General features: G+C 63.9%; 25 protein-coding genes. 16 read left to right on the top strand and 9 right to left on the bottom strand.

Features of this window, described 5'->3' with window-relative positions; genetic code table 11:
- The first annotated feature begins 38 nt into the window (after window positions 1–38).
- Genes ACNFHO_RS10850 through ACNFHO_RS10840 form a run of 3 tightly spaced genes read left to right on the top strand, consistent with a single transcriptional unit; the run spans window position 39 to window position 2,644 of the window.
- On the top strand, window positions 39–332 hold the full coding sequence (locus ACNFHO_RS10850) for a DUF2388 domain-containing protein (RefSeq protein ID WP_416766231.1): 294 nt from the start codon (window positions 39–41) through the stop codon (window positions 330–332).
- Window positions 333–368: 36 nt separating this feature from the next.
- A complete protein-coding gene (locus tag ACNFHO_RS10845; protein WP_054894862.1) occupies window positions 369–689 on the top strand; it encodes a DUF2388 domain-containing protein in 321 nt (106 codons plus the stop codon).
- Window positions 686–2,644 carry a DUF4105 domain-containing protein gene (locus ACNFHO_RS10840; RefSeq protein WP_416766228.1) on the top strand — a complete coding sequence of 653 codons (1,959 nt, stop codon included), beginning with the start codon at window positions 686–688 and terminating at the stop codon, window positions 2,642–2,644. The genes ACNFHO_RS10845 and ACNFHO_RS10840 overlap by 4 nt, the downstream gene beginning before the upstream one ends.
- A gap of 10 nt (window positions 2,645–2,654) precedes the next feature.
- Here ACNFHO_RS10840 and ACNFHO_RS10835 read toward each other — a convergent pair whose 3' ends face one another.
- Together ACNFHO_RS10835 and rph are read right to left on the bottom strand one after the other, a co-directional pair.
- On the bottom strand, window positions 2,655–3,023 hold the full coding sequence (locus ACNFHO_RS10835) for a DUF4870 domain-containing protein (protein WP_054894864.1): 369 nt from the start codon (window positions 3,021–3,023) through the stop codon (window positions 2,655–2,657).
- A gap of 26 nt (window positions 3,024–3,049) precedes the next feature.
- Window positions 3,050–3,772: a ribonuclease PH gene (gene rph, locus ACNFHO_RS10830; RefSeq protein WP_063541806.1), complete on the bottom strand. Its 723-nt coding sequence runs from the start codon at window positions 3,770–3,772 to the stop codon at window positions 3,050–3,052.
- Between the two features lie 226 nt (window positions 3,773–3,998).
- On the opposite strand from rph, the gene ACNFHO_RS10825 reads away from it, so the two are divergent.
- Both ACNFHO_RS10825 and gmk read left to right on the top strand, forming a co-directional pair.
- Window positions 3,999–4,862: a YicC/YloC family endoribonuclease gene (locus ACNFHO_RS10825; protein ID WP_402760025.1), complete on the top strand. Its 864-nt coding sequence runs from the start codon at window positions 3,999–4,001 to the stop codon at window positions 4,860–4,862.
- Between the two features lie 12 nt (window positions 4,863–4,874).
- Complete coding sequence (gene gmk, locus ACNFHO_RS10820; protein WP_065864598.1) at window positions 4,875–5,495, top strand: guanylate kinase; 621 nt, start codon at window positions 4,875–4,877, stop codon at window positions 5,493–5,495.
- Window positions 5,496–5,573: 78 nt separating this feature from the next.
- On the opposite strand, the gene ACNFHO_RS10815 is transcribed toward gmk, so the two are convergent.
- From ACNFHO_RS10815 to ACNFHO_RS10805, 3 genes are all read right to left on the bottom strand, one after another.
- Complete coding sequence (locus ACNFHO_RS10815) at window positions 5,574–7,121, bottom strand: APC family permease (protein WP_416766226.1); 1,548 nt, start codon at window positions 7,119–7,121, stop codon at window positions 5,574–5,576.
- A 114-nt stretch (window positions 7,122–7,235) separates the two neighbouring features.
- Complete coding sequence (locus tag ACNFHO_RS10810) at window positions 7,236–8,009, bottom strand: gamma-glutamyl-gamma-aminobutyrate hydrolase family protein (RefSeq protein WP_054894869.1); 774 nt, start codon at window positions 8,007–8,009, stop codon at window positions 7,236–7,238.
- Between the two features lie 4 nt (window positions 8,010–8,013).
- Complete coding sequence (locus ACNFHO_RS10805) at window positions 8,014–9,396, bottom strand: glutamine synthetase family protein (RefSeq protein ID WP_054894870.1); 1,383 nt, start codon at window positions 9,394–9,396, stop codon at window positions 8,014–8,016.
- A gap of 209 nt (window positions 9,397–9,605) precedes the next feature.
- On the opposite strand from ACNFHO_RS10805, the gene ACNFHO_RS10800 reads away from it, so the two are divergent.
- The 5 genes from ACNFHO_RS10800 to ACNFHO_RS10780 all read left to right on the top strand — a co-directional run bounded on the left by ACNFHO_RS10800 (window position 9,606) and on the right by ACNFHO_RS10780 (window position 14,317).
- Entirely contained in the window at window positions 9,606–10,478 is an 873-nt protein-coding gene (locus tag ACNFHO_RS10800) for a LysR family transcriptional regulator (RefSeq protein ID WP_054894871.1), read from the top strand.
- A 216-nt stretch (window positions 10,479–10,694) separates the two neighbouring features.
- Window positions 10,695–10,958 (top strand): DNA-directed RNA polymerase subunit omega, encoded by a 264-nt coding sequence (gene rpoZ / locus ACNFHO_RS10795; RefSeq protein ID WP_003253383.1) that lies wholly within the window; start codon window positions 10,695–10,697, stop codon window positions 10,956–10,958.
- 59 nt (window positions 10,959–11,017) lie between these two features.
- Window positions 11,018–13,126, top strand: coding sequence for a bifunctional GTP diphosphokinase/guanosine-3',5'-bis pyrophosphate 3'-pyrophosphohydrolase (gene spoT / locus ACNFHO_RS10790; RefSeq protein WP_054894872.1), 2,109 nt, complete (start codon window positions 11,018–11,020; stop codon window positions 13,124–13,126).
- A 23-nt stretch (window positions 13,127–13,149) separates the two neighbouring features.
- Window positions 13,150–13,530: a RidA family protein gene (locus ACNFHO_RS10785; protein WP_029612280.1), complete on the top strand. Its 381-nt coding sequence runs from the start codon at window positions 13,150–13,152 to the stop codon at window positions 13,528–13,530.
- 55 nt (window positions 13,531–13,585) lie between these two features.
- Window positions 13,586–14,317: a hypothetical protein gene (locus ACNFHO_RS10780; protein ID WP_414154515.1), complete on the top strand. Its 732-nt coding sequence runs from the start codon at window positions 13,586–13,588 to the stop codon at window positions 14,315–14,317.
- A 183-nt stretch (window positions 14,318–14,500) separates the two neighbouring features.
- Here the strand turns inward: ACNFHO_RS10780 and ACNFHO_RS10775 are convergent, their stop codons facing one another.
- Window positions 14,501–15,352, bottom strand: a complete 852-nt coding sequence (locus tag ACNFHO_RS10775; RefSeq protein WP_112899485.1) for an SDR family oxidoreductase — start codon at window positions 15,350–15,352, stop codon at window positions 14,501–14,503.
- Window positions 15,353–15,544: 192 nt separating this feature from the next.
- On the opposite strand from ACNFHO_RS10775, the gene exbB reads away from it, so the two are divergent.
- The 6 genes from exbB (at window position 15,545) to ACNFHO_RS10745 (ending at window position 22,257) form a co-directional block, all read left to right on the top strand.
- Entirely contained in the window at window positions 15,545–16,507 is a 963-nt protein-coding gene (exbB, locus tag ACNFHO_RS10770) for a tonB-system energizer ExbB (protein WP_054894875.1), read from the top strand.
- A 3-nt stretch (window positions 16,508–16,510) separates the two neighbouring features.
- Entirely contained in the window at window positions 16,511–16,939 is a 429-nt protein-coding gene (gene exbD / locus ACNFHO_RS10765; RefSeq protein WP_054894876.1) for a TonB system transport protein ExbD, read from the top strand.
- Window positions 16,936–17,670 (top strand): energy transducer TonB, encoded by a 735-nt coding sequence (locus tag ACNFHO_RS10760; RefSeq protein WP_063541816.1) that lies wholly within the window; start codon window positions 16,936–16,938, stop codon window positions 17,668–17,670. The genes exbD and ACNFHO_RS10760 overlap by 4 nt, the downstream gene beginning before the upstream one ends.
- A gap of 93 nt (window positions 17,671–17,763) precedes the next feature.
- Window positions 17,764–18,690, top strand: coding sequence for a hydrogen peroxide-inducible genes activator (locus tag ACNFHO_RS10755; protein ID WP_054894878.1), 927 nt, complete (start codon window positions 17,764–17,766; stop codon window positions 18,688–18,690).
- A 4-nt stretch (window positions 18,691–18,694) separates the two neighbouring features.
- Window positions 18,695–20,773: an ATP-dependent DNA helicase RecG gene (gene recG, locus ACNFHO_RS10750; protein WP_063541818.1), complete on the top strand. Its 2,079-nt coding sequence runs from the start codon at window positions 18,695–18,697 to the stop codon at window positions 20,771–20,773.
- A gap of 80 nt (window positions 20,774–20,853) precedes the next feature.
- The gene (locus ACNFHO_RS10745; RefSeq protein ID WP_054894880.1) at window positions 20,854–22,257 is read left to right on the top strand and encodes an aminoacyl-tRNA deacylase and HDOD domain-containing protein; all 1,404 of its coding nucleotides are present in this window, start codon (window positions 20,854–20,856) and stop codon (window positions 22,255–22,257) included.
- 39 nt (window positions 22,258–22,296) lie between these two features.
- Here the strand turns inward: ACNFHO_RS10745 and ACNFHO_RS10740 are convergent, their stop codons facing one another.
- From ACNFHO_RS10740 to ACNFHO_RS10730, 3 genes are all read right to left on the bottom strand, one after another.
- A complete protein-coding gene (locus tag ACNFHO_RS10740; protein ID WP_054894881.1) occupies window positions 22,297–22,674 on the bottom strand; it encodes a hypothetical protein in 378 nt (125 codons plus the stop codon).
- Between the two features lie 152 nt (window positions 22,675–22,826).
- Window positions 22,827–23,126: an HU family DNA-binding protein gene (locus tag ACNFHO_RS10735; protein WP_054894882.1), complete on the bottom strand. Its 300-nt coding sequence runs from the start codon at window positions 23,124–23,126 to the stop codon at window positions 22,827–22,829.
- Window positions 23,127–23,313: 187 nt separating this feature from the next.
- The gene (locus ACNFHO_RS10730; RefSeq protein ID WP_416766217.1) at window positions 23,314–24,462 is read right to left on the bottom strand and encodes an NAD(P)/FAD-dependent oxidoreductase; all 1,149 of its coding nucleotides are present in this window, start codon (window positions 24,460–24,462) and stop codon (window positions 23,314–23,316) included.
- Between the last annotated feature and the right edge of the window lie 11 nt (window positions 24,463–24,473).

The following is a 24,473-nucleotide window of genomic DNA, read 5'->3' as shown; positions in this document are numbered from 1 at the left end:
ACAGCATTCACCCTGCCGACAGAGCGTTGTCCAAGCCCATGCGTTACCTTGTGCCCTTGCTGCTCGCCATTGCCAGTATGGGAAGCGCCCATGCCATGGATGTCACGACCCAGTTTCCGGTCATGACCGGCTATGTCACCAGCCAGGTGACCACTGCGCCGTTCGACCGCAAGATCGTCGGCATGGCCCATGATGATGCGGCCGCATTCGTCGCCAGTGACGGCCGGATTCGTGGCGCGCGGCTGCAAGCCGCACTGACGGAACTGCGCCAAATCTATTCGCGTCAGTCCGTCGGCGACCTTGAACTGGCAGAAGCAATTCTCGTCCAATGATCACACCTGACTCCCTGTATTTTTCGGAGATGCTCCATGCGTAAACCGCTGATCGCCGCTACCCTCGGCATGTTGCTGCTGGCCGACCTGGCCCAGGCGCAAACCCTGGTGGCCACCAGCAATATCATCGTTCGCGCCTTTGGCCGTTCGATCGATTTCACATCCGACACCACCACCTCGATCCGCGACTCCAAGGTCGTGCGCGAGGCCCGCGACGACGCCGCCAGCTTCGTCGCCAGCAATGGCGATATCCGTGGCGCCCAGCTCGAAGCTGCATTCGACACCCTGCGCGAGCGTGTGCCTGAAGCGCGCGACGCCAGCGACCAGGTACTGGCCGAAGCCATCCTGTCGCTGTGAAGCGCGTGCGTGCCTGGCTGCTCGGCTGCGCCCTGACGCTGCTCGGCACGCCCGCCCTGGCCGACCTGCAGCTCGAGCTGCAGACTGTCGGCCTGGACGCTCGACAGCAGCAGGCCTCCCAGCAGCTGTTGGATGAGGCACTGTCGAAGCTGCCCCCCTCCTTCAAACAGCGCCTGGATCGCCGTATCCAGGTCGGCTGGACCGACAAGATGCCTGCCGATGCCTACGGCCAGGCCTCGCCAGTCTCGACCCTAGATCTCAACAGCCGCCTGCTGCCAGCGCTAGCCGATGGCAGTGCCGCCACGGAAAAAACTCATCGCCCCCACGGGACGGTGCGGGAAGAACTGCTGGCCACCGTGCTGCACGAGCTCACCCACATTTATGATCGCGCGCGCCTGTGGCCCAGTGCCGAGCGCTCGCTGATCGCCCGCTGCAACCGCCAGCAGGGCACCCTCGGCCAGATCGGCCTGCCCCAGCAATGCCGTGGCCAAACTGCTCGCCGCTTCACCCTGAGTGACGATCCGCGTCTGCTCGACCTTGCCGGCTGGCCGCAGTACGTCGGCCGCCGTGGTGAGCGTGAACAGCACAACGGTCAACTGGTACGCACCCCGGACAGCTATGAGCTGAGCAGCCCCAAGGAGTTTGTCGCGGTCAACATGGAGTACTTCCTCCTCGACCCGAGCTATGGCTGCCGGCGCCCGGCCCTGAACCAGTACCTGCACGATCATTTCGGCTGGGCACCCCAGCAGGACACCTGCGCCAAGGGCCTGCCGTTCCTTAACGCCGGCAGTGACTTCGCCCGCGAGCCGCTGGGCGAAATCGACCCGGAGCGCGTCTACGAAGTCGACTACCTGCTTGCCGAGGCCAACCAGAACTGGGTCAGCCGCTGGGGACACAGCATGCTGCGCCTGGTGATCTGTGCACCGGGCCGCCCACGCGGGCCGGACTGCCGCCTGGACCTGGACCGTCATCTGGTGTTGTCGTACCGCGCGTTCGTCAATGATGTGCAGTTGTCCAGCTGGGACGGCCTGACCGGCGCCTATCCGTCGCGCCTGTTCGTCCTGCCGTTGGGCCAGGTGATCGACGAGTACACCAAGACCGAACTGCGCAGCCTGGCCTCCGTGCCGCTCAAGCTCGATCGCCAGCAGATCGAGGACCTGGTGCGCCAGGCTGCCGAAATGCACTGGAGCTACGACGGCAATTACTATTTCCTGTCCAACAATTGCGCGGTGGAAACCCTCAAGCTGATGCGCAGCGGCACCGCCGACCAGCGCTTCAGCGATCTCGACGCGATCATGCCCAACGGCTTGCTCGAAGTCCTCAAGGGAAGGGGTCTGGCCGACACCAGCGTACTCGACGATCCGCGCGAAGCGCTGCGCCTGGGCTATCGCTTCGACTCTTATCGCGACCGCTACCAGGCCATGTTCGAAGTGTTGAAGAAGCAGTTGCCGATCAAACAGAGCGCCGTGGAAGACTGGTTGGCCCAGGATGCCGAGCAACGCCGCCCCTGGTTCGCCCAGGCCGACTTGCGCACCAGTGCGGCCTTGCTGCTGCTCGAACAGGCCAGCCTGCGCCGCCAGTTGCTGCTGGCCCAGGACGAAGTCAAGCAACGCTACCTCAATGCCGCCGCGCTCAAGGACGGCAGCATCGACAAAGCCAATGCCACGCTGCAGCAGATGCTTGCCAACAGTGGGTTCCTCAGCCGACCGGCCGAGCTGCTCGAAGCAGATGGCTACGGCTTGCCGCAACCCCAGGAGCGGGTGCATCTGGAAAAGGTCAGTAGTGAACGGCAGGCGCAGTTGCTACGCCTGAGTACCGATTTGGACAAGGAAGTCAGAGCGCTGCTGGAGCCAGCCCGCGCGAAGGAAATTGCGGCCATCGAGGCCAACGTGAAGCAGATAGGAGAACACCTGCGCGCCCTGCACAAGGCAGCTGGCGGTTTGCAGCTACCGTGAGCGCACAGGGCTACTTGATCGGCCGCCAGATCAGCGGGTAGCGGTACGGCTTGCCTTCATTGGCCCGAACCCCTGCCAGGATGATCAGAATCAGCACTGCCACCGCCAGGATGGCGAACAGTACGATGCCGATCACCACGAACATCAGCAGGAAGCAGATGAATCCGGCAATGGTGACGCTGATCTGGAAGTTCAGCGCTTCCTTGCCCTGGGCATCGACGAACGGATCGACCTCACGCTTCCAGATCCACATCACCAGTGGCCCGAGCAGATGCCCGAGCGGCATCACCAGCCCGAGCAAGGCGCTGAAGTGGCAGAACATCGCCCATTGCCGAACTTCGGCGCTCGGCGTTTCGATCGGCAGATTCGTCTCACTCATGGGTCCATCGCCTCCTTGGCGCAGCTTCAGTCGGCCAATGCAGCCTTCTGCAGGTCGAAGATCTCGGTCATGCCCTTCTGCGCCAGCGCCAGCATGGCGTTGAAGTCTTCAGGCTGGAACGGCGCGCCTTCGGCAGTGCCCTGCACTTCGATGAAGCCACCGGCGCTGGTCATGACCACGTTGAGGTCGGTTTCGGCAGCCGAGTCTTCGAGGTAGTCGAGGTCCAGCACTGCCTCGCCCTGGTACATGCCCACCGACACCGCGGCGATCATGTGCTTGAGCGGGTTGCCACCCTTGAGACCGCCACGCTTCTTGATCACCGCCAGGGCGTCGCACAGGGCCACCATTGCGCCGGTGATCGAAGCGGTGCGGGTGCCGCCGTCGGCCTGGATCACATCGCAGTCGACGTACAGCGTGATGTCGCCCAGCTTGCTCATGTCCAGGGCTGCGCGCAACGAACGGCCGATCAGGCGCTGGATCTCGAGGGTGCGGCCGCCCTGCTTGCCACGACTGGCCTCACGCTGGTTACGCTCGCCAGTGGAGCGCGGCAGCATGCCGTACTCGGCCGTCAACCAGCCCTGCCCCTGGCCTTTGAGGAAGCGTGGTACACCGTTCTCGACGCTGACCGTGCAGATGACCTTGGTGTCACCGAACTCGACCAGTACCGACCCCTCGGCGTGCTTGGTGTAGTTGCGGGTGATGCGGATCGAGCGAAGCTGATCGGCAGCGCGACCACTTGGACGTTTCATCTGGGATACCTGTACTGGAATTCGAATCAGGCGGCCATTATAGAGCCGTGCGTCCTGCGAGGACATGCCTATTGTCGCGGCCTCGCAACCCGTCGACTTTTTCCACCTATGCCTGCGACGCCCTGTAGCATGGTCCGATTGGGCGCCACCGCCGCACTGCGCTACAATCCTGCGCCTTGCAGCCGAAAGGCTTCCCCGTACAAACCGAATTCGCGAGGTACTCCCCATGGTGCACAGCATGACCGCCTTTGCCCGCGTCGAGCGCGCCGGCAGCCAGGGCACCCTGGCCTGGGAGCTGCGCTCGGTCAACCACCGCTATCTCGAACCGCACCTGCGCCTGCCCGAAGCCCTGCGCGATCTTGAGGGCGCGGTACGCGAAGGCCTGCGCCAGGGGCTGTCGCGCGGCAAGGTCGAATGCACCTTGCGCCTGTCCGAAGACAGCACCGGCAAGCCGTTGCAGGTCGATCGCGAGCGCGCCGCGCAACTGGTCGCCGCCGCCGAGACCGTGGCCGGGCTGATCAATCAGCCAGCCCCGCTCAATCCCCTCGAAGTGTTGGCCTGGCCCGGCGTGCTGGTAGCCGATGCCGCCGACCCACAGGCGCTGAACACCGAGGCGATGGCACTGTTCGACGAGGCGCTCGCCGAGCTCAAGGCCGGCCGCCTGCGCGAGGGCCAGGAGCTGGCCCGACTGATCAACGAGCGCCTGGACGCCATGACCACCGAAGTCGCCACCCTGCGCGCCCTGGTGCCACAAATGCTGGCCGCCCAGCGCCAGCGCATCGTCGACCGGTTCAGCGACCTGCAGGCCGAGCTCGACCCACAGCGCCTGGAGCAGGAGATGGTGCTGCTGGCACAAAAGAGCGACGTCGCCGAGGAGCTCGACCGTCTCAGCACCCATGTCACCGAGGTGCGCCGCGTGCTCAAGTCGGGCGGCGCCGCCGGACGACGCCTGGACTTCCTGATGCAGGAACTCAATCGCGAGGCGAACACGCTCGGCTCAAAGGCCTTCGACCCGCGCAGCACGCAAGCGGCGGTCAATCTGAAGGTGCTGATCGAACAGATGCGTGAACAAGTACAGAACATCGAGTAAGGCCACCCCACCATGAAGCACAGCAGCGGCACCCTCTACATCGTTTCGGCGCCTTCCGGCGCTGGCAAGACCAGCCTGGTCACTGCTCTGACCCAGCAAGACCAGCAGATCCGCGTCTCTGTCTCCCACACCACCCGTGCCATGCGCCCAGGCGAGACCCACGGGGTGAACTATCACTTCGTGGTTCACGAGGAGTTCAAGGCATTGATTGCCCAAGGCGACTTCCTCGAGCACGCCGAGGTGTTCGGCAACTTCTACGGCACCTCCCGCAGCGCGCTGCAGGAAACCCTCGACCAAGGCTTCGACCTGATCCTTGAAATCGACTGGCAGGGTGCGCAGCAAGTGCGCAAGCTGATGCCCGAGGCCTTGTCGATCTTCATCCTGCCACCGAGCCAGGAAGCCCTGCGCCAGCGCCTGGACGGACGCGGCCAGGACAGTGAAGAAATCATCGCCGGGCGCATGAAGGAAGCGGTCAGCGAGATGGTGCATTACAACGAATTCGACTACGTCATCGTCAACGATGACTTCGAAGACGCGCTCGAAGACCTGAAGTCGGTGTTCCGTTCGAACCGGTTGCTGCTCAAGAAGCAGCAGCAGCGCCATGGCGAGCTGTTGAAGCAGTTGGTCGGCTGAACCACGCGCTGAAACCAGCGCGGGGCAAGTCGCAACGACTTGCCCCGCGATTGGGCTGCGCAGCAGCTCCCTTGCGCCTTATTCCTGCAACTGCAACTTCGCCTGCTGCTGCAAGGTCGCCCCGAGGAAATACGCCGGTGCACGCAGCCGCGACAGCATCATCAGCACGATCCCCAGCACCGAGATGATCGCCGCGATCACGAACACCAGCCCCAGCCCACCGACATGCGAGCCGCTGCCAAAGTCGGGCGAGGCGCTGTCGATCGCGGTACGCACGAAGATCACCGACAGGATCACCCCACCCACCAGCGGGCACAGGCCGCGCATGAAGAAGTGGCGCAGGCTGTCGAACAGGCTGTCGCGGAAGTACCAGACACAGGCGAACGCGGTCAGCGAATAGTAGAAGCAGATCATCATCCCCAGCGCGGTGATGGTGTCTGCCAGCACGTTCTCGCTCAGGGTACGCATGGTCACGTAGAACAAGGCCGCAGCCACGCCCGCACAGATGGTCGCGTAACGCGGCGTCTGCGAGCGCGGGCAGACACTGGCGAAGCGCTGCGGCACCGCACCGTAGTAGCCCATGGCGAGCAGGGTGCGCGCCGGCGACACGAAGGTCGACTGCAGCGATGCCGCCGTGCTGGCCAGCACCGCAATCGACATCAGGATCGCCAGCGGCCCCATCACCGGACCTGCCAGGTGGGCGAAGACGTTCTCCTGGATGCGCGGATTGCCCAGGCCCAGGCCAGTGTCGCTGATGCCGGCGAACTGAAGGGTGGCAATGGCGGTGAACAGGTACAGGCCGAGGATCAGCAGCACCGTCCAGGTGGCAGCCTTGCCTGGCACTTCGTCGCTGCCGATGGACTCTTCGCTGACGGTGAGACACACGTCCCAGCCCCAGAAGATGAAGATCGACAGCGACAGCCCGGCCGCGAAGGCCGAGAACGATTCGACCCCGAAGGGATTGAACCAGGCGAAATCGAACGCCAGCGGCGGTGGCGCGGTAGTCTCGCCGAACGCAGCAAAACCAAAGCCCACCAACACCAGCAATTGCAGGGCAACCAGGCCGTACTGCACGGTCATGGTGGTGCCCATGCCGCGACAGCAGATCCACACCGCCAGGGCGATGAACGCACAACAGGTAGTGACGTTGATCAACAGGTTGTCCGCTAGCGCGGCATACTCGTGATGCCCGGTGATCTGCCCAATGAACAGGTAGAAGAAATCGACCGCCACACCGGCCAGGTTCGACAGCACGATGGTGGTGGCGACGACCAGCCCCCAGCCACCGATCCAGCCGATCATGGGACCGAAGGCACGTGCCGACCAGGTGAAAGAGGTGCCGCTGTCGGGCTCCGCGGCGTTCAGCTCACGGTAGCCGAGGGCAACCAGCAGCATCGGCAGGAAGCCGACGATGAAGACCGCTGGAAGATGGGCGCCGACCTCACGCACGGTCGGGCCGAGGGCGCCGGTCAGGGTGTAGACCGGGGCAATGGTGGAGATGCCCAGCACCACGCTGGCCAGCAGGCCCAGGCGACCTTTGGCCAGGCCTTTGCTGGCGCGCTGGGTGTTGCTGCCCGCGTCGGCCGCCACATCGGGAGGGCGGCCGGCTTCTGTGTATTCGCTCATGAGTTATTTGCCGTTGCTATTGGTATTGTTTTCACAGGCCTTGCGAACAAGGCCCGCTTTCACTCATTGAAAGCTTGCTGCAGGGGATGGGTCATCCGAGACCTTCGGGTAACGTCAGAATGCCTTCTGGCGCGAGCCCTCCCGAGCAGCATGGGCAATGCAGGCCTCACGAAACGCCTGAAACAGACGTAGGGAGACCGGGTTTTCGGCGAAACGCCACTCCGGGTGCCATTGCACGCCAAGCACGAAGCCCGACGCATCACTCATCGACACCGCTTCAATCAGGCCATCCGGGGCCCGTGCCTCGACACGCAGGCCCGGGGCCAGACGGTCGATGCCCTGGCTGTGCAGCGAGTTGACCTCGAACTGCTCCGCCAGGCCCAAGCGCTCGAACAGCCCGCCCGGCGCAATGCCGACCGTGTGTCGAGGCCCGTATTGCACCTCCAGGGGTGCGTCCTCAGGTTCGCGGTGGTCCAGGTAGCCGGGCAGTTCCTGCACCCGCTGGTGCAGCGTTCCGCCCAAGGCCACGTTGAGTTCCTGGAATCCACGGCAGATGCACAACACCGGCACGCCGGCGGCTATGGCGGCCTGCAGCAACGGCAGGGTCAGGCGGTCACGCGCAACGTCGTGCCGGGTACCGTCCACGCTGGGGGCGCCATTGTAATGATGCGGCTCGACATTTGAAGGCGAGCCGGTAAAAAGAATGCCATTCAGACGCGCCAGCAGCGCTTGCGGGTCGCTGGCCGTGTCGCGCGCCGGCAGGATCACAGGCAGCCCGGCAAAACCTGCCGCCTCGACATACTTGTCGCCCACCGTGTGCGACGAGTTCTTCCCAACCTGCTGGCGGCAGGCGCTGACACCGATCAAGGGAACCGCGATTGCGCTCATGGGCTTACACCGTGTGCAGGTACCAGTTGTATTCGAGGTCGGAGATCGACACTTCGAACTCCGCCAGCTCGCTTTCCTTGCAGGCCACGAAGATGTCGATGTATTCCGGGCTGATGTATTGGTTGAGGACCTCGCTGTCATCCAGCGCTCGCAAGGCATCACGCAGGTTGTTCGGCAGGCTCTGCTCAAGCTGCTCGTACGAATTGCCCTCGATCGGCGCGCCGGGTTCGACCTTGTTGGTCAGGCCGTGGTGGATACCAGCGAGAATCGCGGCAAGCATCAGGTAAGGGTTGGCATCGGCACCTGCGACGCGGTGCTCGATACGCAAGTTATCGCTGCTGTCGGTGGGCACGCGCAGGGCGACGGTGCGGTTGTCCAGGCCCCAACTCGGGGCGTTCGGCACATAGAACTGAGCACCAAAGCGGCGGTAAGAGTTGATGTTCGGACACAGGAAGGCCATCGACGCCGGCATGGTTTCCAGCACACCGCCAATGGCGTGACGCAGGGTTTCGCTCTGCAGCGCATCGTCGTTGGCGAAGATGTTCTTGCCGGTTTTCTTGTCCAGCAGCGAGATGTGCACGTGCAGGCCGTTGCCCGCCTGGCCCGGGTAGGGCTTGGCCATGAAGGTCGAGTCCATCTCGTGGTCGTAGGCGATGTTCTTGATCAGGCGCTTGAGCAGGATCGCGTAGTCGCAAGCCTTGAGCGGATCGGCGACGTGATGCAGGTTGACCTCGAACTGCGCCGGGGCACTTTCCTTGACGATCGCATCCGCCGGCAGACCCTGCTCCTTGGCGGCCTCGAGCATGTCCTGCAGGCAGTCGGCGTACTCGTCCAGGTCGTCGATCAGGTAGACCTGGGTGGACTGCGGGCGCTTGCCCGAGATCGGCGAGCGTGGCGGCTGCGGCCGACCGTTCAGATTGTCCTGGTCGATCAGGTAGAACTCCAGCTCGAACGCTGCGCAAATATCCAGGCCAAGCGCATCGAACTTGCTCACCACCTGGCGCAGCACTTCACGCGGGTCGGCGAAGAACGGCTCGCCTTCGATTTCGTGCATGGTCATCAGCAACTGCGCCGTCGGCCGCTTCTGCCAGGGCTCGTTGGAGAGCGAGCCTGGGATCGGATAGCAGATGCGGTCGGCATCGCCGATATCCAGGCCGAGGCCCGTGCTTTCGACGGTCGAGCCGTTGATATCCAGGGCGAACAGTGAAGCCGGCAGGTTGATGCCCTTCTCGTACACCTTGTGCAGGCTGGCCCGCTCGATGCGCTTGCCACGCACCACGCCGTTCATGTCGGAGATCAACAGGTCGACGTACTGTGTGTCCGGGTGGGCTTCCAGGAATTCATTCATCTCGCGGGAAGAACGGGCGCACGGGGAGACCGACGTCATGGCTGTACATCCTTTGATTCGGAGCGGCGATGTGGGGATATGGCTGGCGCCTCGAGGGCGACGATGGTTGCTGCTGTTGTTCTTTTCACTGCCCCATCGTGGGGAAATTCTGTGGCTCGCCCGGTGCATTGATTCCCGGGGGCCGTTCCACTATAAAGTGGGCTCCAGTGCAACAGACATTGGCAAATCGGCAAGCAGAGCGTGCACAAATGCAATATCAGATCAATCACGCGGACCTCGCCTTGGTCCTGGCGCTGGAACGTGGTCGCTCACTGGCCAAGGCCGCCGAGCTGCTCAAGGTCGATGTTTCGACGGTGTTTCGCTCGATCCGGCGACTGGAGTCGGCGCTGGGCACCGCCCTGTTCGTCAAGAGCCGCAAGGGCTACCTGCCAACCGACACCGCACAGGCCCTGGCCGAACAGGCTGAACGGGCCGAGCAGGCGCTGGACGCCGCGCGCATCGCTCTGACCAGCGGCGAGCAGGTGGTCAGCGGTACGGTACGCCTGACCTGCACCGAAGCCGTGCTGCACAGCCTGTTGCTGCCCGCACTGGCCGAATTCATGCCCAACTACCCCGCGCTGTCGCTGGAAATGGGCACCTCCAACACCTTCGCCAACCTGAGCCGACGCGACGCCGACATCGCCCTGCGCCTGACCAACACACCCCCGGAGCATCTGGTCGGACGCTGCCTGGGCTCGACCTCCTACGTAATCTGCGGACGCCCGGAGTTTCGCGAGCGCCTGGCCGAGTCGCCAAACAGCGTGCCGTGGATCGCCCCTGACGACGCCATGCAGGACCACCCCACGGTAGTCTGGCGCAACCAGCAGCACCCCGACCTGATCCCGCGGTACCAGTGCAGTGGCATGTCGACCATTGCTCAGTTGGTCAGCACCGGCATGGGGGTGGCGGCGCTGGCCGACTACATGGTCGACACCCTGCCCGGCGTCGAGGCCTTGAGCGGCGCGCTGCCAGGTTGTGACACCCAACTGTGGCTGCTGACCCGCCCCGATTGTCGAGCGCTGCGTTCGGTACAGACCTTGTTCGAGGAGCTGACCCCACGCTTGCGCGACGCGATGCGCTGAAGCTGTTGTGTTCGCGGGACGGGAAGCGTTATCGTCAGGTTCAAGCGAGAGGCTGTCTGTTACGGCCCTTTCGCGGGCAAGCCCGCCCCCACGAGCAGGTGACACGGATCACCAGACAAAACAGCCCTTCCCTATTGGCTGGTGATTTTTTAAACTATCGAGTCCGCCTGCCCATTCTGGGCTGCACGCTAATCGCATCTGCTACTGAGGAAGACCATGGCCCGCGTAACTGTTGAAGACTGCCTGGAACACGTGGATAACCGCTTCGAGCTGGTCATGCTCTCGACCAAGCGCGCCCGCCAACTGGCCACCGGCGGCAAGGAGCCACGCGTGGCGTGGGAAAACGACAAGCCAACCGTCGTCGCCCTGCGCGAAATTGCCGAAGGCATCGTGACCAATGAATTCATCGCCGCCGAAGAGATCGTCACCGAGGATCCGGTGTTCGCTGCGTTCGAGGACGAGAACAACGAGGCCGTCTGATTCATGCCCGGTCGACGTCGCGCGGCACACGATCCTCTTCCTCTGCAAGAGGTGAAACCATGCCGGGTATAGAAGCCCTCGCCGAGCGGCTGTCGACCTATCTGGGCCCCGAACAGGTCAATCTTGTTCGCCGGGCCTATTTCTATGCCGAACAGGCACACGACGGGCAACGCCGCCGCAGTGGCGAGCCCTACGTGACCCATCCGCTGGCAGTCGCCAGCATTCTCGCCGACATGCACATGGACCATCAGAGCCTGATGGCCGCCATGCTGCACGACGTGATCGAAGATACCGGCATCGCCAAGGAAGCCCTCAGCCAGCAGTTCGGCGAAACCGTCGCCGAGCTGGTCGACGGGGTCAGTAAGCTGACCCAGATGAATTTCGAGACCAAGGCCGAGGCGCAAGCCGAGAACTTCCAGAAAATGGCCATGGCCATGGCCCGCGATATCCGCGTGATCCTGGTCAAGCTGGCCGATCGCCTGCACAACATGCGCACCCTGGAAGTGCTGTCCGGTGAAAAGCGCCGGCGCATCGCCAAGGAAACCCTCGAGATCTACGCCCCCATCGCCAATCGGCTGGGCATGCACACCGTGCGCGTGGAGTTCGAGGATCTTGGTTTCAAGGCCATGCACCCCATGCGCTCCTCGCTCATTCACCGGGCGGTGAAGAGCGCGCGCGGCAACCGCAAGGAAATCGTCGCCAAGATCGAGACCTCGCTGGCCAACTGCCTGGCGGCGGACGGCATCGAGGGCGAGGTCAGCGGCCGGCAGAAACACCTCTATGGCATCTACAAGAAGATGCGCGGCAAGCGCCGCGCCTTCAACGAGATCATGGACGTGTACGCCTTCCGCATCATCGTCGACAAGGTCGACACCTGCTACCGCGTGCTGGGTGCCGTGCACAACCTGTACAAGCCGCTGCCGGGGCGCTTCAAGGACTACATCGCGATTCCCAAGGCCAACGGCTACCAGTCGCTGCACACCACGCTGTTCGGCATGCACGGTGTGCCCATCGAAATCCAGATCCGCACCCGCGAAATGGAAGAGATGGCCAACAACGGCATCGCCGCGCACTGGCTGTACAAGTCGAACGAGGAAGAACAGCCCAAGGGCAGCCACGCCCGCGCCCGTCAATGGGTCAAGGGCATCCTCGAGCTGCAGCAGCGGGCCGGCAACTCGCTGGAGTTCATCGAGAGTGTGAAGATCGACCTGTTCCCGGACGAGGTCTATGTCTTCACGCCCAAAGGCCGGATCATGGAGCTGCCCAAAGGCTCCACTGCCGTCGACTTCGCCTACGCGGTGCACACCGACGTCGGCAACAGCTGCATCGCCTGCCGCATCAACCGTCGCCTGGCACCGCTCTCCGAGCCGTTGCAAAGTGGCTCGACGGTCGAGATCGTCAGTGCACCGGGCGCACGCCCAAACCCGGCCTGGCTCAATTTCGTGGTTACCGGCAAGGCACGCACGCACATTCGCCATGCGCTCAAACAGCAGCGCCGCTCCGAATCCATCAGCCTCGGCGAACGCCTGCTGAACAAAGTGCTGACGGGCTTCGACAGCAGCCTGGACAAGATCGCCGCCGAGCGCGTCCAGGCCATCCTCACCGAATACCGCCTGGAGCTCGTCGAAGACCTGCTCGAAGACATCGGCCTGGGCAACCGCATGGCCTACGTGGTCGCCCGCCGCCTGCTGTCCGCCGAAGGCGAGCAGTTGCCATCGCCAGAGGGCCCGCTGGCGATCCGCGGCACAGAAGGCCTGGTGCTCAGCTACGCCAAGTGCTGTACGCCGATCCCGGGGGACCCCATCGTCGGCCACCTGTCGGCGGGCAAGGGCATGGTCGTGCACCTGGAAGACTGCCGCAACATCAGTGAAATCCGACACAACCCGGAGAAGTGCCTGCAGCTCTCCTGGGCCAAGGACGTCACCGGCGAGTTCAATGTCGAACTGCGCGTCGAACTGGAACACCAGCGCGGCCTGATCGCCCTGCTGGCCAGCAGCGTCAACGCCGCCGACGGCAACATCGAGAAGATCAGCATGGATGAGCGCGACGGTCGCGTCAGCGTGGTCCAACTGGTGGTCAGCGTGCGCGACCGCGTGCACCTGGCTCGCGTGATCAAGAAGCTGCGCACCCTGACCGGCGTGGTCCGCATCACCCGAACGCGTGCGTAGTCCGTCAACCGCAAGGAGTCAACATGACCAAGACCGTCATCAACAGCGACAAGGCCCCTGCCGCCATCGGCACCTACTCCCAGGCGATCAAGGCTGGCAACACCGTCTACATGTCGGGCCAGATTCCTCTGGATCCCAAGACCATGGAGCTGGTTGAAGGCTTCGAGGCACAGACCGTGCAGGTCTTCGAAAACCTCAAGGCTGTTGCCGAGGCCGCTGGCGGTTCGTTCAAGGATATCGTCAAGCTGAACATCTTCCTCACCGACCTGAGCCACTTCGCCAAGGTCAACGAGGTCATGGGTCGCTACTTCGAGCAGCCCTACCCAGCCCGTGCCGCGATTGGCGTGGCTGCCCTGCCAAAGGGCTCGCAAGTCGAGATGGACGCCATCCTCGTCATCGAGTGATGCCCCAGGCGGCGGGCGCCCGGCCTGCCGCCTTTCCTTCCTGAAGGTTCCCACCATGCGTCATGCCCTGCCTCTCGCGCTGGCAGCCCTGCTTCTGGGCGGCTGCGCCAGCCACAAACCTGAAGATTTCAACGGTACCTGGATCAACCAGGATGCCATCGACGCCGCCGTCAAGGGCGACAGCTTGCGCAAGGCGCTGTCCAGCCATGGTCCGGTGTTCGAATGGAAGATTGACGTCGCCAGCCAGCAAGCCCGGTACAGCAATGGCTTCGAAGCCGCTGAGGGCAGCCTCGTTGCGGCGGACAAGCAATGGCAAGCCAATTTCGAAGGCGGCCAGAGCGAGCAATTGAGCCTTGATGGCGACGAATTGCAAACGACCGACACCTCCGGCGCTAAGCAGACTTTCGTGCGCAGCAAGCCCCCGGCACCCGCCGACGCACCGCTGGGTGGCAGCTTCGAGAAGGCGCTGTACAAGGCGTACCTGGGTGGCGAATGGAAAATCGTCGAAGGCCCAGGCCAGGGCGCCAAGGTCCGCTTCGCCGACGACGGCGGCGTGACCGGCTTGCCCGATCTGGACCGTTACGCCCTTTGCCTGGCCGGCGATTGCGCGACCATGGGCGGCGACAACGACAGCCTCTGGCTGGAGCGCGACCAACGCGGCGCCCCCTGGGTGTTCAAGCGTGATGACGACAAGCTGGAGATCTTCCGTGCAGTCAACCGTGCGCAGCCCGACGAAATGCCAGAACTCGCGGCTGGCGCGCGGCAGTGGGTGCTTGAGCGCGACTGATCCACTACTTGCAGGAGCAATTGTCTCGTCCAAAATTTAAAGACCAGCCCAATCCCTGTGGGAGCGGGCTTGTCCCGCGATCACCGGCGAAGCCGGTGCCATGCAGCGCGGTATCCGATTCGCGGGCAAGCCCGCTCCTACGGGTACCCGGCCAGCCTCGACACCGGTGGTCGAGGCTTGGCTTCAGCCTTTCAGGATCGCCGCGTACCCTTCCTTGTAGCTCGCATACTGCGGCACCCAGCCCAGCGCCCGTGCCCGCGCGTTGCTGCAGCGCTTGCTGCCGGTGCGGCGCACGCGCTGCTCGTCCGACCACTCGGTAACGCCCATGTACTGGCGCAGCCAGGCCACCACCTCGGCCAGCGGGGCCGGATCGTCGTCGACACCGATGTAGCAGTCCTCCAGCGCCACCCCGTCCGCGTCTGCCTGCAGCAGGAACGCCAGCAAACCGGCCGCGTCCTCGGCATGAATGCGATTTCCGTACAGCGGCGGCTTCTCGGCCACCCGATATCCCTGGCGCACCTGGCTAAGCAGCCACTCGCGGCCGGGGCCATAGATCCCCGTCAGGCGCACCAGGCTGGCGGGAATCCCGCTCTCGAGCGCCAAGCGCTCGGCCTCCAGCATGATCCGCCCCGAATATCCCTCGGGCTCGGTGGCCGCACCTTCCTCGACCCACTCGCCGCCCTGCTGCGCATAGACGCTGCTGCTGGACACGAACAGCAAGCGGCGCGGGTGCTGCCCCTTGTCCGTCAACCAAGTCAGCACGTGGCGCAAACCCTCCACGTAGGCGGCTCGATAACCGGCTTCATCGTGCTGGCTGGCCGCCACGCAATACACCAGATAATCCGGGGAACGCTCGGGCCAACCTGCAGGAATGCTGGGGTCGGACAGATCGGCCGCCACCGGCAGAACGCCTGCAGGCAGTTGCCCCACCGTGCGACGCAGCCCATGTACCTGCCAGCCGCGGGCGAGCAGTTGCCGGGCCAGGCGGCTGCCTACATCACCACAACCTACGATCATCGCGGACAGATCCGACATCACTTCACTCCAGAACGAAAGGCCCAGGCTAGCCGTATTAGACGATCAGCGGCTATCCAAAGCGTAAAAAAAGTTACTCTATTACTTTTGTTAACAAGAATTACTTGCAATAATGGCGCCCTGATCAGTTCTCGGCCCGCCTCGAGGCCATGGAGAACACCACCTCATTTTTCTTCATCAGGTCCGGCCAGCATGACTCGTACTCAACCTTCCGCTTCGCCAACCACATCGCGCGCCTGGCGCGCCATCGCCGCGCTGCTGTTCAGCCTGGTGCTGGCCCCGGCCGCCATGGCTGAAGAGCCTGCCGCCAACGGCGCCACCCCTCCTGCTGCAGTCGCTCCGGCTGACCCGGCCGCCACTGGCCAAGCCCCCGCGAACGCCGCTGAGCCCGCCGAGGCCCAGGCACCAGCAAACGAGAACGTCGAAGCACTGGTCGAAGACACCTCGCTGGGCATGGCTCACGACCTGTCCCCATGGGGCATGTACAAGAACGCCGATATCGTCGTGAAGGCGGTAATGATCGGCCTGGCCATCGCCTCCATCATCACCTGGACCATCTGGATCGCCAAGGGCTTCGAGCTGATGGGCGCCAAGCGCCGCCTGCGCGGTGAAATCGCCCTGCTGAAGAAATCTGCCAGCCTGAAAGAAGCCAGCAGCGTCGCCGACAAGGAGGGCACCCTGGCTCATACCCTGATCCACGACGCCCTCGAGGAAATGCGCCTGTCGGCCAACACCCGCGAGAAGGAAGGCATCAAGGAACGCGTCAGCTTCCGCCTGGAGCGCCTGGTCGCCGCCAGCGGTCGCAACATGAGCAGCGGCACCGGCGTGCTGGCCACCATCGGCTCCACCGCGCCATTCGTCGGCCTGTTCGGCACCGTGTGGGGCATCATGAACAGCTTCATCGGCATCGCCAAGACCCAGACCACCAACCTCGCCGTCGTTGCCCCAGGCATCGCCGAAGCCCTGCTGGCCACCGCCCTGGGCCTGGTCGCCGCGATTCCGGCCGTGGTCATCTATAACGTCTTCGCCCGTTCCATCGCCGGCTACAAGGCGCAGGTCTCCGACGCCTCGGCGCAGGTCCTGCTGCTGGTCAGCCGTGACCTGGACCATCAGGCTGGCGAGCGCGCCGCCCCGCACATGGTGAAAGTGGGGTAAGCCATGGGCCTGCATCTCAACGAAGGTGGCGACGACCTCGCCGAAAACCACGAAATCAACGTCACGCCGTTCATCGACGTGATGCTGGTACTGCTGATCATCTTCATGGTTGCCGCACCACTGGCGACGGTCGACATCAAGGTCGACCTGCCAGCCTCGACCGCAAAACCTGCACCGAGGCCCGAGAAACCGGTGTTCGTCAGCGTCAAGGCCGACAAGAAGCTGTACGTCGGCGATGACGCGGTGGCCCTGCCCGAACAGCTTGGCGCGATGCTCGACGCCAAGACCAAGGGCGACAAGGAAACCACCATCTTCTTCCAGGCCGACAAGGGTGTTGACTACGGCGACCTGATGGAAGTGATGAACACCATGCGCGCGGCCGGCTACCTTAAGGTCGGTCTGGTCGGACTCGAGACGGCAGCCAAGAAATGACGAACAAGCGCTCCAACCTGGTGCGCTACGGTGCCAGCCTGGCAGCCGTGCTCGGTGTGCACGTGATCGCCGTGGTGCTGACGCTCAACTGGTCGGTGCCCCAGGCCATCGAGCTGCCGCCGGCAGCGATGATGGTCGAGCTGGCACCGGTCCCCGAGCCTGCGCCACCGCCGCCACCGAAAGCTGCTCCACAGCCGCCTGCGCCGGTCGAAGAGCCACCGCTGCCCAAGCTGGTGGAGGCTCCGAAACCGAAGATCGCGATCCCGAAGCCGCCCAAGCCGAAGGCCAAGCCCCAGCCGCCCAAGCCCGAGAAAAAGCCTGAGCCGCCGAAGGACGAACCACCGGCCAAGGAACAAGTGGCCGATACCGCGCCAAGCAACGCTCCGCCGCAGAAGTCGGCAGCGCCGCAGCCGAGTATCGCCTCCAACAGCAACGCCCTGCCGACATGGCAAAGCGACCTGCTGCGTCACCTGGCGAAGTACAAGAAGTACCCGGAAGACGCACGTCGCCGTGGCCTGCAAGGGATCAACCGGCTGCGCTTCGTGGTCGATGCCGAGGGCAAGGTGCTGTCGTATTCACTGGCAGGAGGCTCAGGCAGTGCTGCACTGGACCGCGCGACGATGGACATGATCCGCCGCGCCGGCACGGTACCCAAACCGCCTGCGGAGTTGTTGAACAATGGCACGATCGAGGTAGTGGCGCCCTTCGTCTACTCGTTGGACAAGCGCTGATACATTGCATCTGTCACAAAACCGCAAGTCTGATAACGTGCGTCTATCGATTGCACCCGCTATGCTGGGGCCGCAACTTCATGGACGCACGTTATGACCCTCACTGAACTCCGCTACATCGTCACACTCGCTCAGGAGCAGCACTTCGGCCATGCCGCCGAGCGTTGCCACGTCAGCCAGCCGACCCTGTCGGTCGGGGTGAAGAAGCTTGAGGACGAGCTGGGCGTGCTGATCTTCGAACGCAGCAAGAGCGCCGTACGCCTGACACCGGTCGGCGAAAGCATCGTCGCCCAGGCGCAGAAGGTGCTCGAGCAGGCCCAAGGCATCCGCGAACTGGCCCAGGCCGGCAAGAACCAGCTCACTGCTCCACTGAAAGTCGGCGCCATCTATACCGTCGGCCCCTACCTGTTCCCGCACCTGATTCCACAGCTGCACCGGGTTGCCCCGCAGATGCCGCTGTACATCGAAGAGAACTTCACCCACGTGCTGCGCGAGAAACTGCGCAACGGCGAACTGGACGCGGTGATCATCGCGCTGCCGTTCAACGAGGCCGACGTGCTGACGCTACCGCTGTACGATGAGCCATTCTGCGCGCTGATGCCGGCCGACCACCCCTGGACCGCCAAGAAGACCATCGACACCGCCCTGCTCAACGACAAGAGCCTGCTGCTGCTCGGCGAAGGTCACTGCTTCCGCGACCAGGTACTCGAAGCCTGCCCGACCCTGAACAAGGGTAACGATGCCTCGAAGCACACCACGGTCGAATCCAGCTCGCTGGAGACCATCCGTCATATGGTCGCCTCGGGCCTGGGTGTTTCGATCCTGCCGTTGTCGGCGGTGCACAGTCATCACTACGCCCCTGGCGTCATCGAAGTGCGTCCACTGACAGCGCCTGCGCCGTTCCGAACCGTTGCCATCGCCTGGCGCGCCAGCTTCCCGCGGCCAAAGGCAATCGAGATCCTCGCCGATTCGATCCGCCTCTGTTCGGTCGCCAAGGCGCCTGCGCCACAGCCGGCCTGATGCCATGACGGAGTTGTCGAAGGTCCCGGTCACCGAGCTCAAGGGCGTCGGCGAGGCCATGGCGGAAAAACTCGCCAAGGTCGGCCTGGAAAGCCTGCAGGACTTGCTGTTCCACCTGCCACTGCGCTATCAGGACCGCACCCGCGTCGTACCGATCGGCGCCCTGCGTCCGGGTCAGGACGCCGTGATCGAGGGCGTGGTCAGCGGTGCTGACGTGACCATGGGCAAACGCCGCAGCCTGGTGGTACGCCTGGGTGACGGCACGGGCGTACTGAGCCTGCGCTTCTATCACTTCAGCAATGCGCAGAAAGAAGGCCTCAAGCGTGGCACCCACCTGCGCTGCTACGGTGAGGCACGCCCCGGAGCCTCTGGCCTTGAGATCTATCATCCGGAATACCGCGCGCTCAACGGCGACGAACCGCCACCCCCCGTCGAGCAGACCCTGACCCCGATCTACCCGACCACCGAAGGCCTCACCCAGCAGCGTCTGCGCCTGCTCTGCCAGCTCAGCCTGAGCAAGCTCGGCCCGCGCAGCCTGCCCGACTGGCTGCCGGATGAGCTGGCCCGCGACTATCACCTGGCGCCACTGGACGACGCTATCCGCTACTTGCACAACCCACCCGCCGACGCCGACCTCGACGAGCTTGCCGAAGGCCAGCACTGGGCCCAGCACCGCCTCGCATTCGAGGAACTGCTCACGCACCAGCTCTCCCAGCAGCGTCTGCGTGAGAGCCTGCGGGCCCTGCGAGCCCCGGTGCTGCCCAAGGCCAGTCGCCTGCCCGGACAGTACCTGGCCAACCTCGGATTCACTCCCACCGGTGCCCAGCAGCGGGTAGGCAACGAGATCGCCTATGACCTCAGCCAGCCAGAGCCGATGATGCGCCTGGTGCAAGGTGACGTGGGTGCCGGCAAGACCGTGGTTGCTGCGCTGGCAGCGCTGCAGGCGCTGGAGGCCGGTTACCAGGTCGCGCTGATGGCGCCCACCGAGATCCTCGCCGAACAGCACTACATCACCTTCAAGCGCTGGCTCGAACCCTTGGGGATAGAAGTCGCCTGGCTGGCTGGCAAGCTCAAAGGCAAGGCCCGCGCCAGTGCGCTGGAGCAAATCGCCGGCGGCGCCCCCATGGTGGTCGGCACCCATGCGCTGTTCCAGGAAGAAGTGAAGTTTCGCCACCTGGCCCTGGCGATCATCGACGAGCAGCACCGTTTCGGCGTGCAGCAACGGCTGGCCCTGCGCAAGAAGGGCGTGAACGGCACGCTGTGTCCGCACCAGTTGATCATGACCGCCACCCCCATCCCGCGTACGCTCGCCATGAGCGCCTACGCCGACCTCGACACCTCCATTCTTGATGAGCTGCCGCCCGGCCGAACGCCAGTCAATACCGTGCTGGTGGCCGACAGTCGCCGCTTCGAGGTGGTAGAGCGGGTCCGCGCTGCCTGCGCCGAAGGGCGCCAGGCCTACTGGGTGTGCACCCTGATCGAGGAATCCGAGGAGCTGACCTGCCAGGCCGCCGAAAGTACGTTCGAAGAGCTGGGCAGCGCGCTCGGCGAGCTGCGTGTGGGCCTGATCCACGGGCGCATGAAGCCTGCGGAAAAAGCCGCGGTGATGGCCGAATTCAAGGCCGGCCACCTGCAATTGCTGGTGGCCACCACGGTGATCGAGGTGGGGGTGGACGTGCCCAACGCCAGCCTGATGATCATCGAAAACCCTGAACGCCTGGGCCTGGCCCAGCTTCACCAGCTGCGTGGCCGGGTCGGTCGGGGTAGCGCCGTCAGCCATTGCGTGCTGCTCTATCACCCGCCACTGTCACAGATCGGCCGCGAACGCTTAGGGATCATGCGCGAGACCAACGATGGCTTCGTCATCGCCGAGAAGGATCTTGAGCTGCGCGGCCCCGGCGAAATGCTCGGCACCCGACAGACCGGCCTGCTGCAATTCAAGGTCGCCGACCTGATGCGTGACGCCGACCTGCTGCCCGCAGTACGCGACGCCGCACAGGCATTGCTGGCACGCTGGCCCGATCATGTCAGCCCGCTACTGGATCGGTGGCTGCGTCACGGCCAACAATACGGCCAAGTGTGACACCGGTCCCATTCGTGCCCCAGCTCGGGGCTCAGGATGGTTATACTTCGCGTTTAAAAAGACACCTTTGGAAACAGCCCATGACTGAAGTGGCCTTGGACACCGCAACCCCGCACGCTCCGTCGGTCATCCGACTGCTGCTGGAAAAGCTCGGCGTAGCCTATCGCGAGGTGTCCGAACACCCGCGGCTGCCCGCGAAATCGCGCGTCCAGGCCGTTCTGCTGGACGATGAGGTCGGCGCGCTCATGGTGCTGTTCCCACAAAGCCATCTGCTGGACCTGCAGCGCCTGGAAGAGCTGACCGGTCGCAAACTCAAGGCCGTGCCGCTGGAGCGTCTGAAGAAGATGCTCGACAAGCACCAGCTCAAGGCCTTGCCGGCAATCCCGGCCCTGACCAGCTCACCGTGCCTGTACGACGAGCGGCTGCTCAACGCCGATAGCCTGTTGATCCAGTCCGGTGAGGCTGGGCTGCTATTGGAAGTGGCCCGCGACAACTTCAAGCGCATGCTGAGCAAGGCCAGCGCCGGCAGCTTTGGTCTTGAAGTCGAAAGCATCCAGCGCAACCTCGACCGCCCCCACGACGACACCAAGGAAATCTCCAACGCGGTCCAGGCCTTCACTGCCCGCCGCATCCAGCAGCGCCTGGAGCAGACCATCGAGATCCCGCCACTGGCCGACACAGCGCAGAAGATCATCAAACTGCGCGTCGACCCCAACGCCAGCGTTGACGACATCACCGGCGTGGTCGAAACCGACCCGGCACTGGCCGCACAGGTGGTGAGCTGGGCCGCATCGCCCTACTACGCGTCACCCGGCAAGATCCGCTCGGTGGAAGATGCCATCGTTCGCGTGCTGGGCTTCGACCTGGTGATCAATCTTGCGCTGGGCCTGGCCCTGGGCAAGACCCTGAGCCTGCCGAAAGACCATCCGCAGCAGGCCACGCCTTACTGGCAGCAGTCGATCTACACGGCCGCAGTGATCGAAGGCCTGACCCGCGCCATGCCGCGCGCCGAACGCCCCGAAGCCGGTCTCACCTACCTGGCGGGGCTGCTGCACAACTTCGGCTATCTGCTGCTGGCCCACGTGTTCCCGCCGCATTTCTCGTTGATCTGTCGTCATCTTGAGGTCAACCCGCACCTGTACCACAGCTATGTCGAGCAGCACCTGCTGGGCATCAGCCGCGAGCAGATCGGCGCCTGGCTGATGAAGCTGTGGGACATGCCGGATGAGCTGTCCGCGGCGCTGCGCTTCCAGCACGACCCAAGCTATGAAGGCGAGTATTCGGCCTACCCGAACCTCGTGTGTCTGGCCACGTCGCTGTTGCGTTCCCGGGGCATTGGCTCAGGGCCGCAGGAAGAAATTCCGGAGGCGCTGCTCGAACGCCTTGGACTGACCCGCGACAAGGCGGAGGACGTAGTGAGCAAGGTGCTGGAAGCCGAAGCGCTGCTGCGCGAGCTGGCCTCGCAGTTCCAGGCCCCACACTGACTGGCAAGAGCGGGTTTGCCCGCTCCTACACAGGCGGATTCAGGCCTTTTTCTTGCGCGGCTTGAGGTATTTCATCAGCCCCTGAAACCAGATCACCAATGCCGGGTTGCCCTTGATCTGGATGTTCTTGTCCTGAATCCCCTGCATGAACGCCAACTGCTTGTTGCCAGCCTGCAAGGTGGCAAAGCCGAACGCGGCATCCTTGAAGGCGATGGCAAAGGCCGGTTGAGGGTGCAGGCCACCCTTGCTGCTGATGCGCTCACCACTCACCGTGAAATGCCGGGCCACTTTGCCATCCAAGGTCTGCATCTGGAACACCAGGTCCTTGTCGCGCAGTTGCTGCTGGAACGCCGGGTTGTTACGGCTGGCCCTGGCCATCAGCAGCCCCATGGCCCAGAGAAGAAAGCGAAACTTCATCAGCGCGCCTCGATTGAAATATGACTGAAGCGCGCAGTTTATCCCTTTCTTAAACTTTTTACGCCAGCTCGCCTCATTGTTTCTGCATGCCAGAAAGCACAACGGGCGCCCTGGGGCGCCCGTTCGGATGACACTGGAGTGTCAGGAATCGATCACTTGCCTTTCTTGGCTGGCTTGGCGGGAACGTTGACGCTGTCACGCAGGTTCTTGCCAGGTTTGAAGGCAACAGTGTTGCTGGCCTTGATCTTCACCGGTTGACCAGTCTGTGGGTTCTTGCCGGTGCGCGCGCCGCGGTGACGCTTCTCGAAGGTGCCGAAACCGACCAGGGTGACGGTATCCTTGTCGAGCGCGCCAGTGATGCTGTCGAGAATCGCGTTCAGCACCTGATTGGCCTTTTCCTTGGTCAGATCGGCCTTTTCGGCGATGACGGCGGCGAGTTCTGGTTTACGCATAGTGAAGCCTCTTTGACGGGATTTTTGTTGTTATGCCGTGCTACCTGCGAAAGCAGCGCCCAAGGCGCCGCAGGCTCTAATCTGCGGCAGACGGAAGTGAGAATGGCACGCTCACCGTGGCCGCGCCAGTGTCTGAGCGGCCATTGTCGCGCCAAGAACAGGCCAAATACGACAGTTCGAACGGCATTCAGGCCATTAGAGGCGGAAGCTGCCGATTCAGCGCCAGCTTTTCCAACACCGCCGACCCCGTGAGGGCATAGCCCAGCAACTGGCCATCGGCGCTGTAGCACAGCGCTTTCAGGTCGCTGCCCTGCCCTTCGACCTGCCAGGTTCCCTCTCGGCCCATCGGTGCTGGCGAAACAACCAGCGGGCACGCGGGCGTCTTTACCGTGACAGGCATCGGGCCATAGTTCACACCCGTGGGGTTGCCGGCGAGCGTCTGCGCCAGCGCGCGGGCGCAAGCCATCAGCGGCATGACGTAGAGCAGGTTGATGCCATCGACTTCGGCGCAATCGCCCAGGGCGAAGATGTTCGCGTGGGAGGTCCGCAGTTGGCGATCCACCACCACCCCCCGGTTCACCTGCAGCCCGGCAGCGGCGGCAAGGTCCGTACGCGGTCGCAGGCCGATGGCCGAGACCACCAGATCACAGGCAATCACGCTGCCGTCGGACAAGTGAGCCTCGAGACCGCCGCCGGTGCGCTGCAGGCGGGTCAGCACCGGGCCCAGATGGAAGCGCACGCCCAGCCCTTCCAGGCCAGCCTGCACCGCACTGGCGGCAGCAGGATGCAACAAGGTCGGCATCACCTGCTCACAGGGCGCCACCACGTCGCACTGGTAGCCGCCGAGGGTCAGATCGTTGGCGAACTCGCAGCCGATCAGCCCGGCACCCAGCAGCAACACGCGCCGCTTGCCCGCGGCGGCGGCACGAAAGCGCGCGTAGTCTTCCAAGTCGTTGATCGGAAAGACCAGCTCGGTGCCGTCGCCCTCGATCGGCACCTGTACCGTCTGCGCACCCAAGGCCAACACCAGGTCGCGGTATTGCACCGCCTCCTCGCCGATCCACAAACGCTTGTGACCAGGGTCGATGCCGCTGATACGGGTATGGGTACGAATCTCGGCCTTGAGCTGCTCGGCCATGGCGCCCGGCTCGGCCATGCACAGGCCGTCGGCGTCCTTGTGCTTGGCAAAGCCGGTGGAGAGCATCGGTTTGGAATAGGAGCGACCGTCGTCGGCGGTGATCAGCAACAGCGGCGTGTCAGCGTCGAGCTTGCGAAATTCCCGGGCCAGGTTATAGCCCGCAAGGCCAGTGCCGATGATCACCACAGGGGACGTCATGTCGTGCTTCC

Origin of the sequence: Pseudomonas sp. NY15374, from assembly GCF_048068255.1 — a bacterium.
Lineage (GTDB): Bacteria > Pseudomonadota > Gammaproteobacteria > Pseudomonadales > Pseudomonadaceae > Aquipseudomonas > Aquipseudomonas machongensis.
This window is presented reverse-complemented; position numbering and strand designations above follow the sequence as displayed.

What these genes read in the sequence shown, in the direction of transcription:
- ACNFHO_RS10735 (WP_054894882.1), bottom strand. Translation starts at nt 23,126, where the DNA reads ATGCGTAAACCAGAACTCGCCGCCGTCATCGCCGAAAAGGCCGATCTG.
- exbD (WP_054894876.1), top strand. Translation starts at nt 16,511, where the DNA reads ATGGGCCTGCATCTCAACGAAGGTGGCGACGACCTCGCCGAAAACCAC.
- ACNFHO_RS10810 (WP_054894869.1), bottom strand. Translation starts at nt 8,009, where the DNA reads ATGAGCGCAATCGCGGTTCCCTTGATCGGTGTCAGCGCCTGCCGCCAG.
- ACNFHO_RS10755 (WP_054894878.1), top strand. Translation starts at nt 17,764, where the DNA reads ATGACCCTCACTGAACTCCGCTACATCGTCACACTCGCTCAGGAGCAG.
- ACNFHO_RS10775 (WP_112899485.1), bottom strand. Translation starts at nt 15,352, where the DNA reads ATGTCGGATCTGTCCGCGATGATCGTAGGTTGTGGTGATGTAGGCAGC.
- ACNFHO_RS10815 (WP_416766226.1), bottom strand. Translation starts at nt 7,121, where the DNA reads ATGAGCGAATACACAGAAGCCGGCCGCCCTCCCGATGTGGCGGCCGAC.
- ACNFHO_RS10805 (WP_054894870.1), bottom strand. Translation starts at nt 9,396, where the DNA reads ATGACGTCGGTCTCCCCGTGCGCCCGTTCTTCCCGCGAGATGAATGAA.
- ACNFHO_RS10845 (WP_054894862.1), top strand. Translation starts at nt 369, where the DNA reads ATGCGTAAACCGCTGATCGCCGCTACCCTCGGCATGTTGCTGCTGGCC.
- rph (WP_063541806.1), bottom strand. Translation starts at nt 3,772, where the DNA reads ATGAAACGTCCAAGTGGTCGCGCTGCCGATCAGCTTCGCTCGATCCGC.
- exbB (WP_054894875.1), top strand. Translation starts at nt 15,545, where the DNA reads ATGACTCGTACTCAACCTTCCGCTTCGCCAACCACATCGCGCGCCTGG.
- ACNFHO_RS10825 (WP_402760025.1), top strand. Translation starts at nt 3,999, where the DNA reads ATGGTGCACAGCATGACCGCCTTTGCCCGCGTCGAGCGCGCCGGCAGC.
- ACNFHO_RS10785 (WP_029612280.1), top strand. Translation starts at nt 13,150, where the DNA reads ATGACCAAGACCGTCATCAACAGCGACAAGGCCCCTGCCGCCATCGGC.
- ACNFHO_RS10850 (WP_416766231.1), top strand. Translation starts at nt 39, where the DNA reads ATGCGTTACCTTGTGCCCTTGCTGCTCGCCATTGCCAGTATGGGAAGC.
- ACNFHO_RS10780 (WP_414154515.1), top strand. Translation starts at nt 13,586, where the DNA reads ATGCGTCATGCCCTGCCTCTCGCGCTGGCAGCCCTGCTTCTGGGCGGC.
- gmk (WP_065864598.1), top strand. Translation starts at nt 4,875, where the DNA reads ATGAAGCACAGCAGCGGCACCCTCTACATCGTTTCGGCGCCTTCCGGC.
- rpoZ (WP_003253383.1), top strand. Translation starts at nt 10,695, where the DNA reads ATGGCCCGCGTAACTGTTGAAGACTGCCTGGAACACGTGGATAACCGC.
- ACNFHO_RS10760 (WP_063541816.1), top strand. Translation starts at nt 16,936, where the DNA reads ATGACGAACAAGCGCTCCAACCTGGTGCGCTACGGTGCCAGCCTGGCA.
- ACNFHO_RS10835 (WP_054894864.1), bottom strand. Translation starts at nt 3,023, where the DNA reads ATGAGTGAGACGAATCTGCCGATCGAAACGCCGAGCGCCGAAGTTCGG.
- ACNFHO_RS10800 (WP_054894871.1), top strand. Translation starts at nt 9,606, where the DNA reads ATGCAATATCAGATCAATCACGCGGACCTCGCCTTGGTCCTGGCGCTG.
- recG (WP_063541818.1), top strand. Translation starts at nt 18,695, where the DNA reads ATGACGGAGTTGTCGAAGGTCCCGGTCACCGAGCTCAAGGGCGTCGGC.
- ACNFHO_RS10730 (WP_416766217.1), bottom strand. Translation starts at nt 24,462, where the DNA reads ATGACGTCCCCTGTGGTGATCATCGGCACTGGCCTTGCGGGCTATAAC.
- ACNFHO_RS10745 (WP_054894880.1), top strand. Translation starts at nt 20,854, where the DNA reads ATGACTGAAGTGGCCTTGGACACCGCAACCCCGCACGCTCCGTCGGTC.
- ACNFHO_RS10740 (WP_054894881.1), bottom strand. Translation starts at nt 22,674, where the DNA reads ATGAAGTTTCGCTTTCTTCTCTGGGCCATGGGGCTGCTGATGGCCAGG.
- spoT (WP_054894872.1), top strand. Translation starts at nt 11,018, where the DNA reads ATGCCGGGTATAGAAGCCCTCGCCGAGCGGCTGTCGACCTATCTGGGC.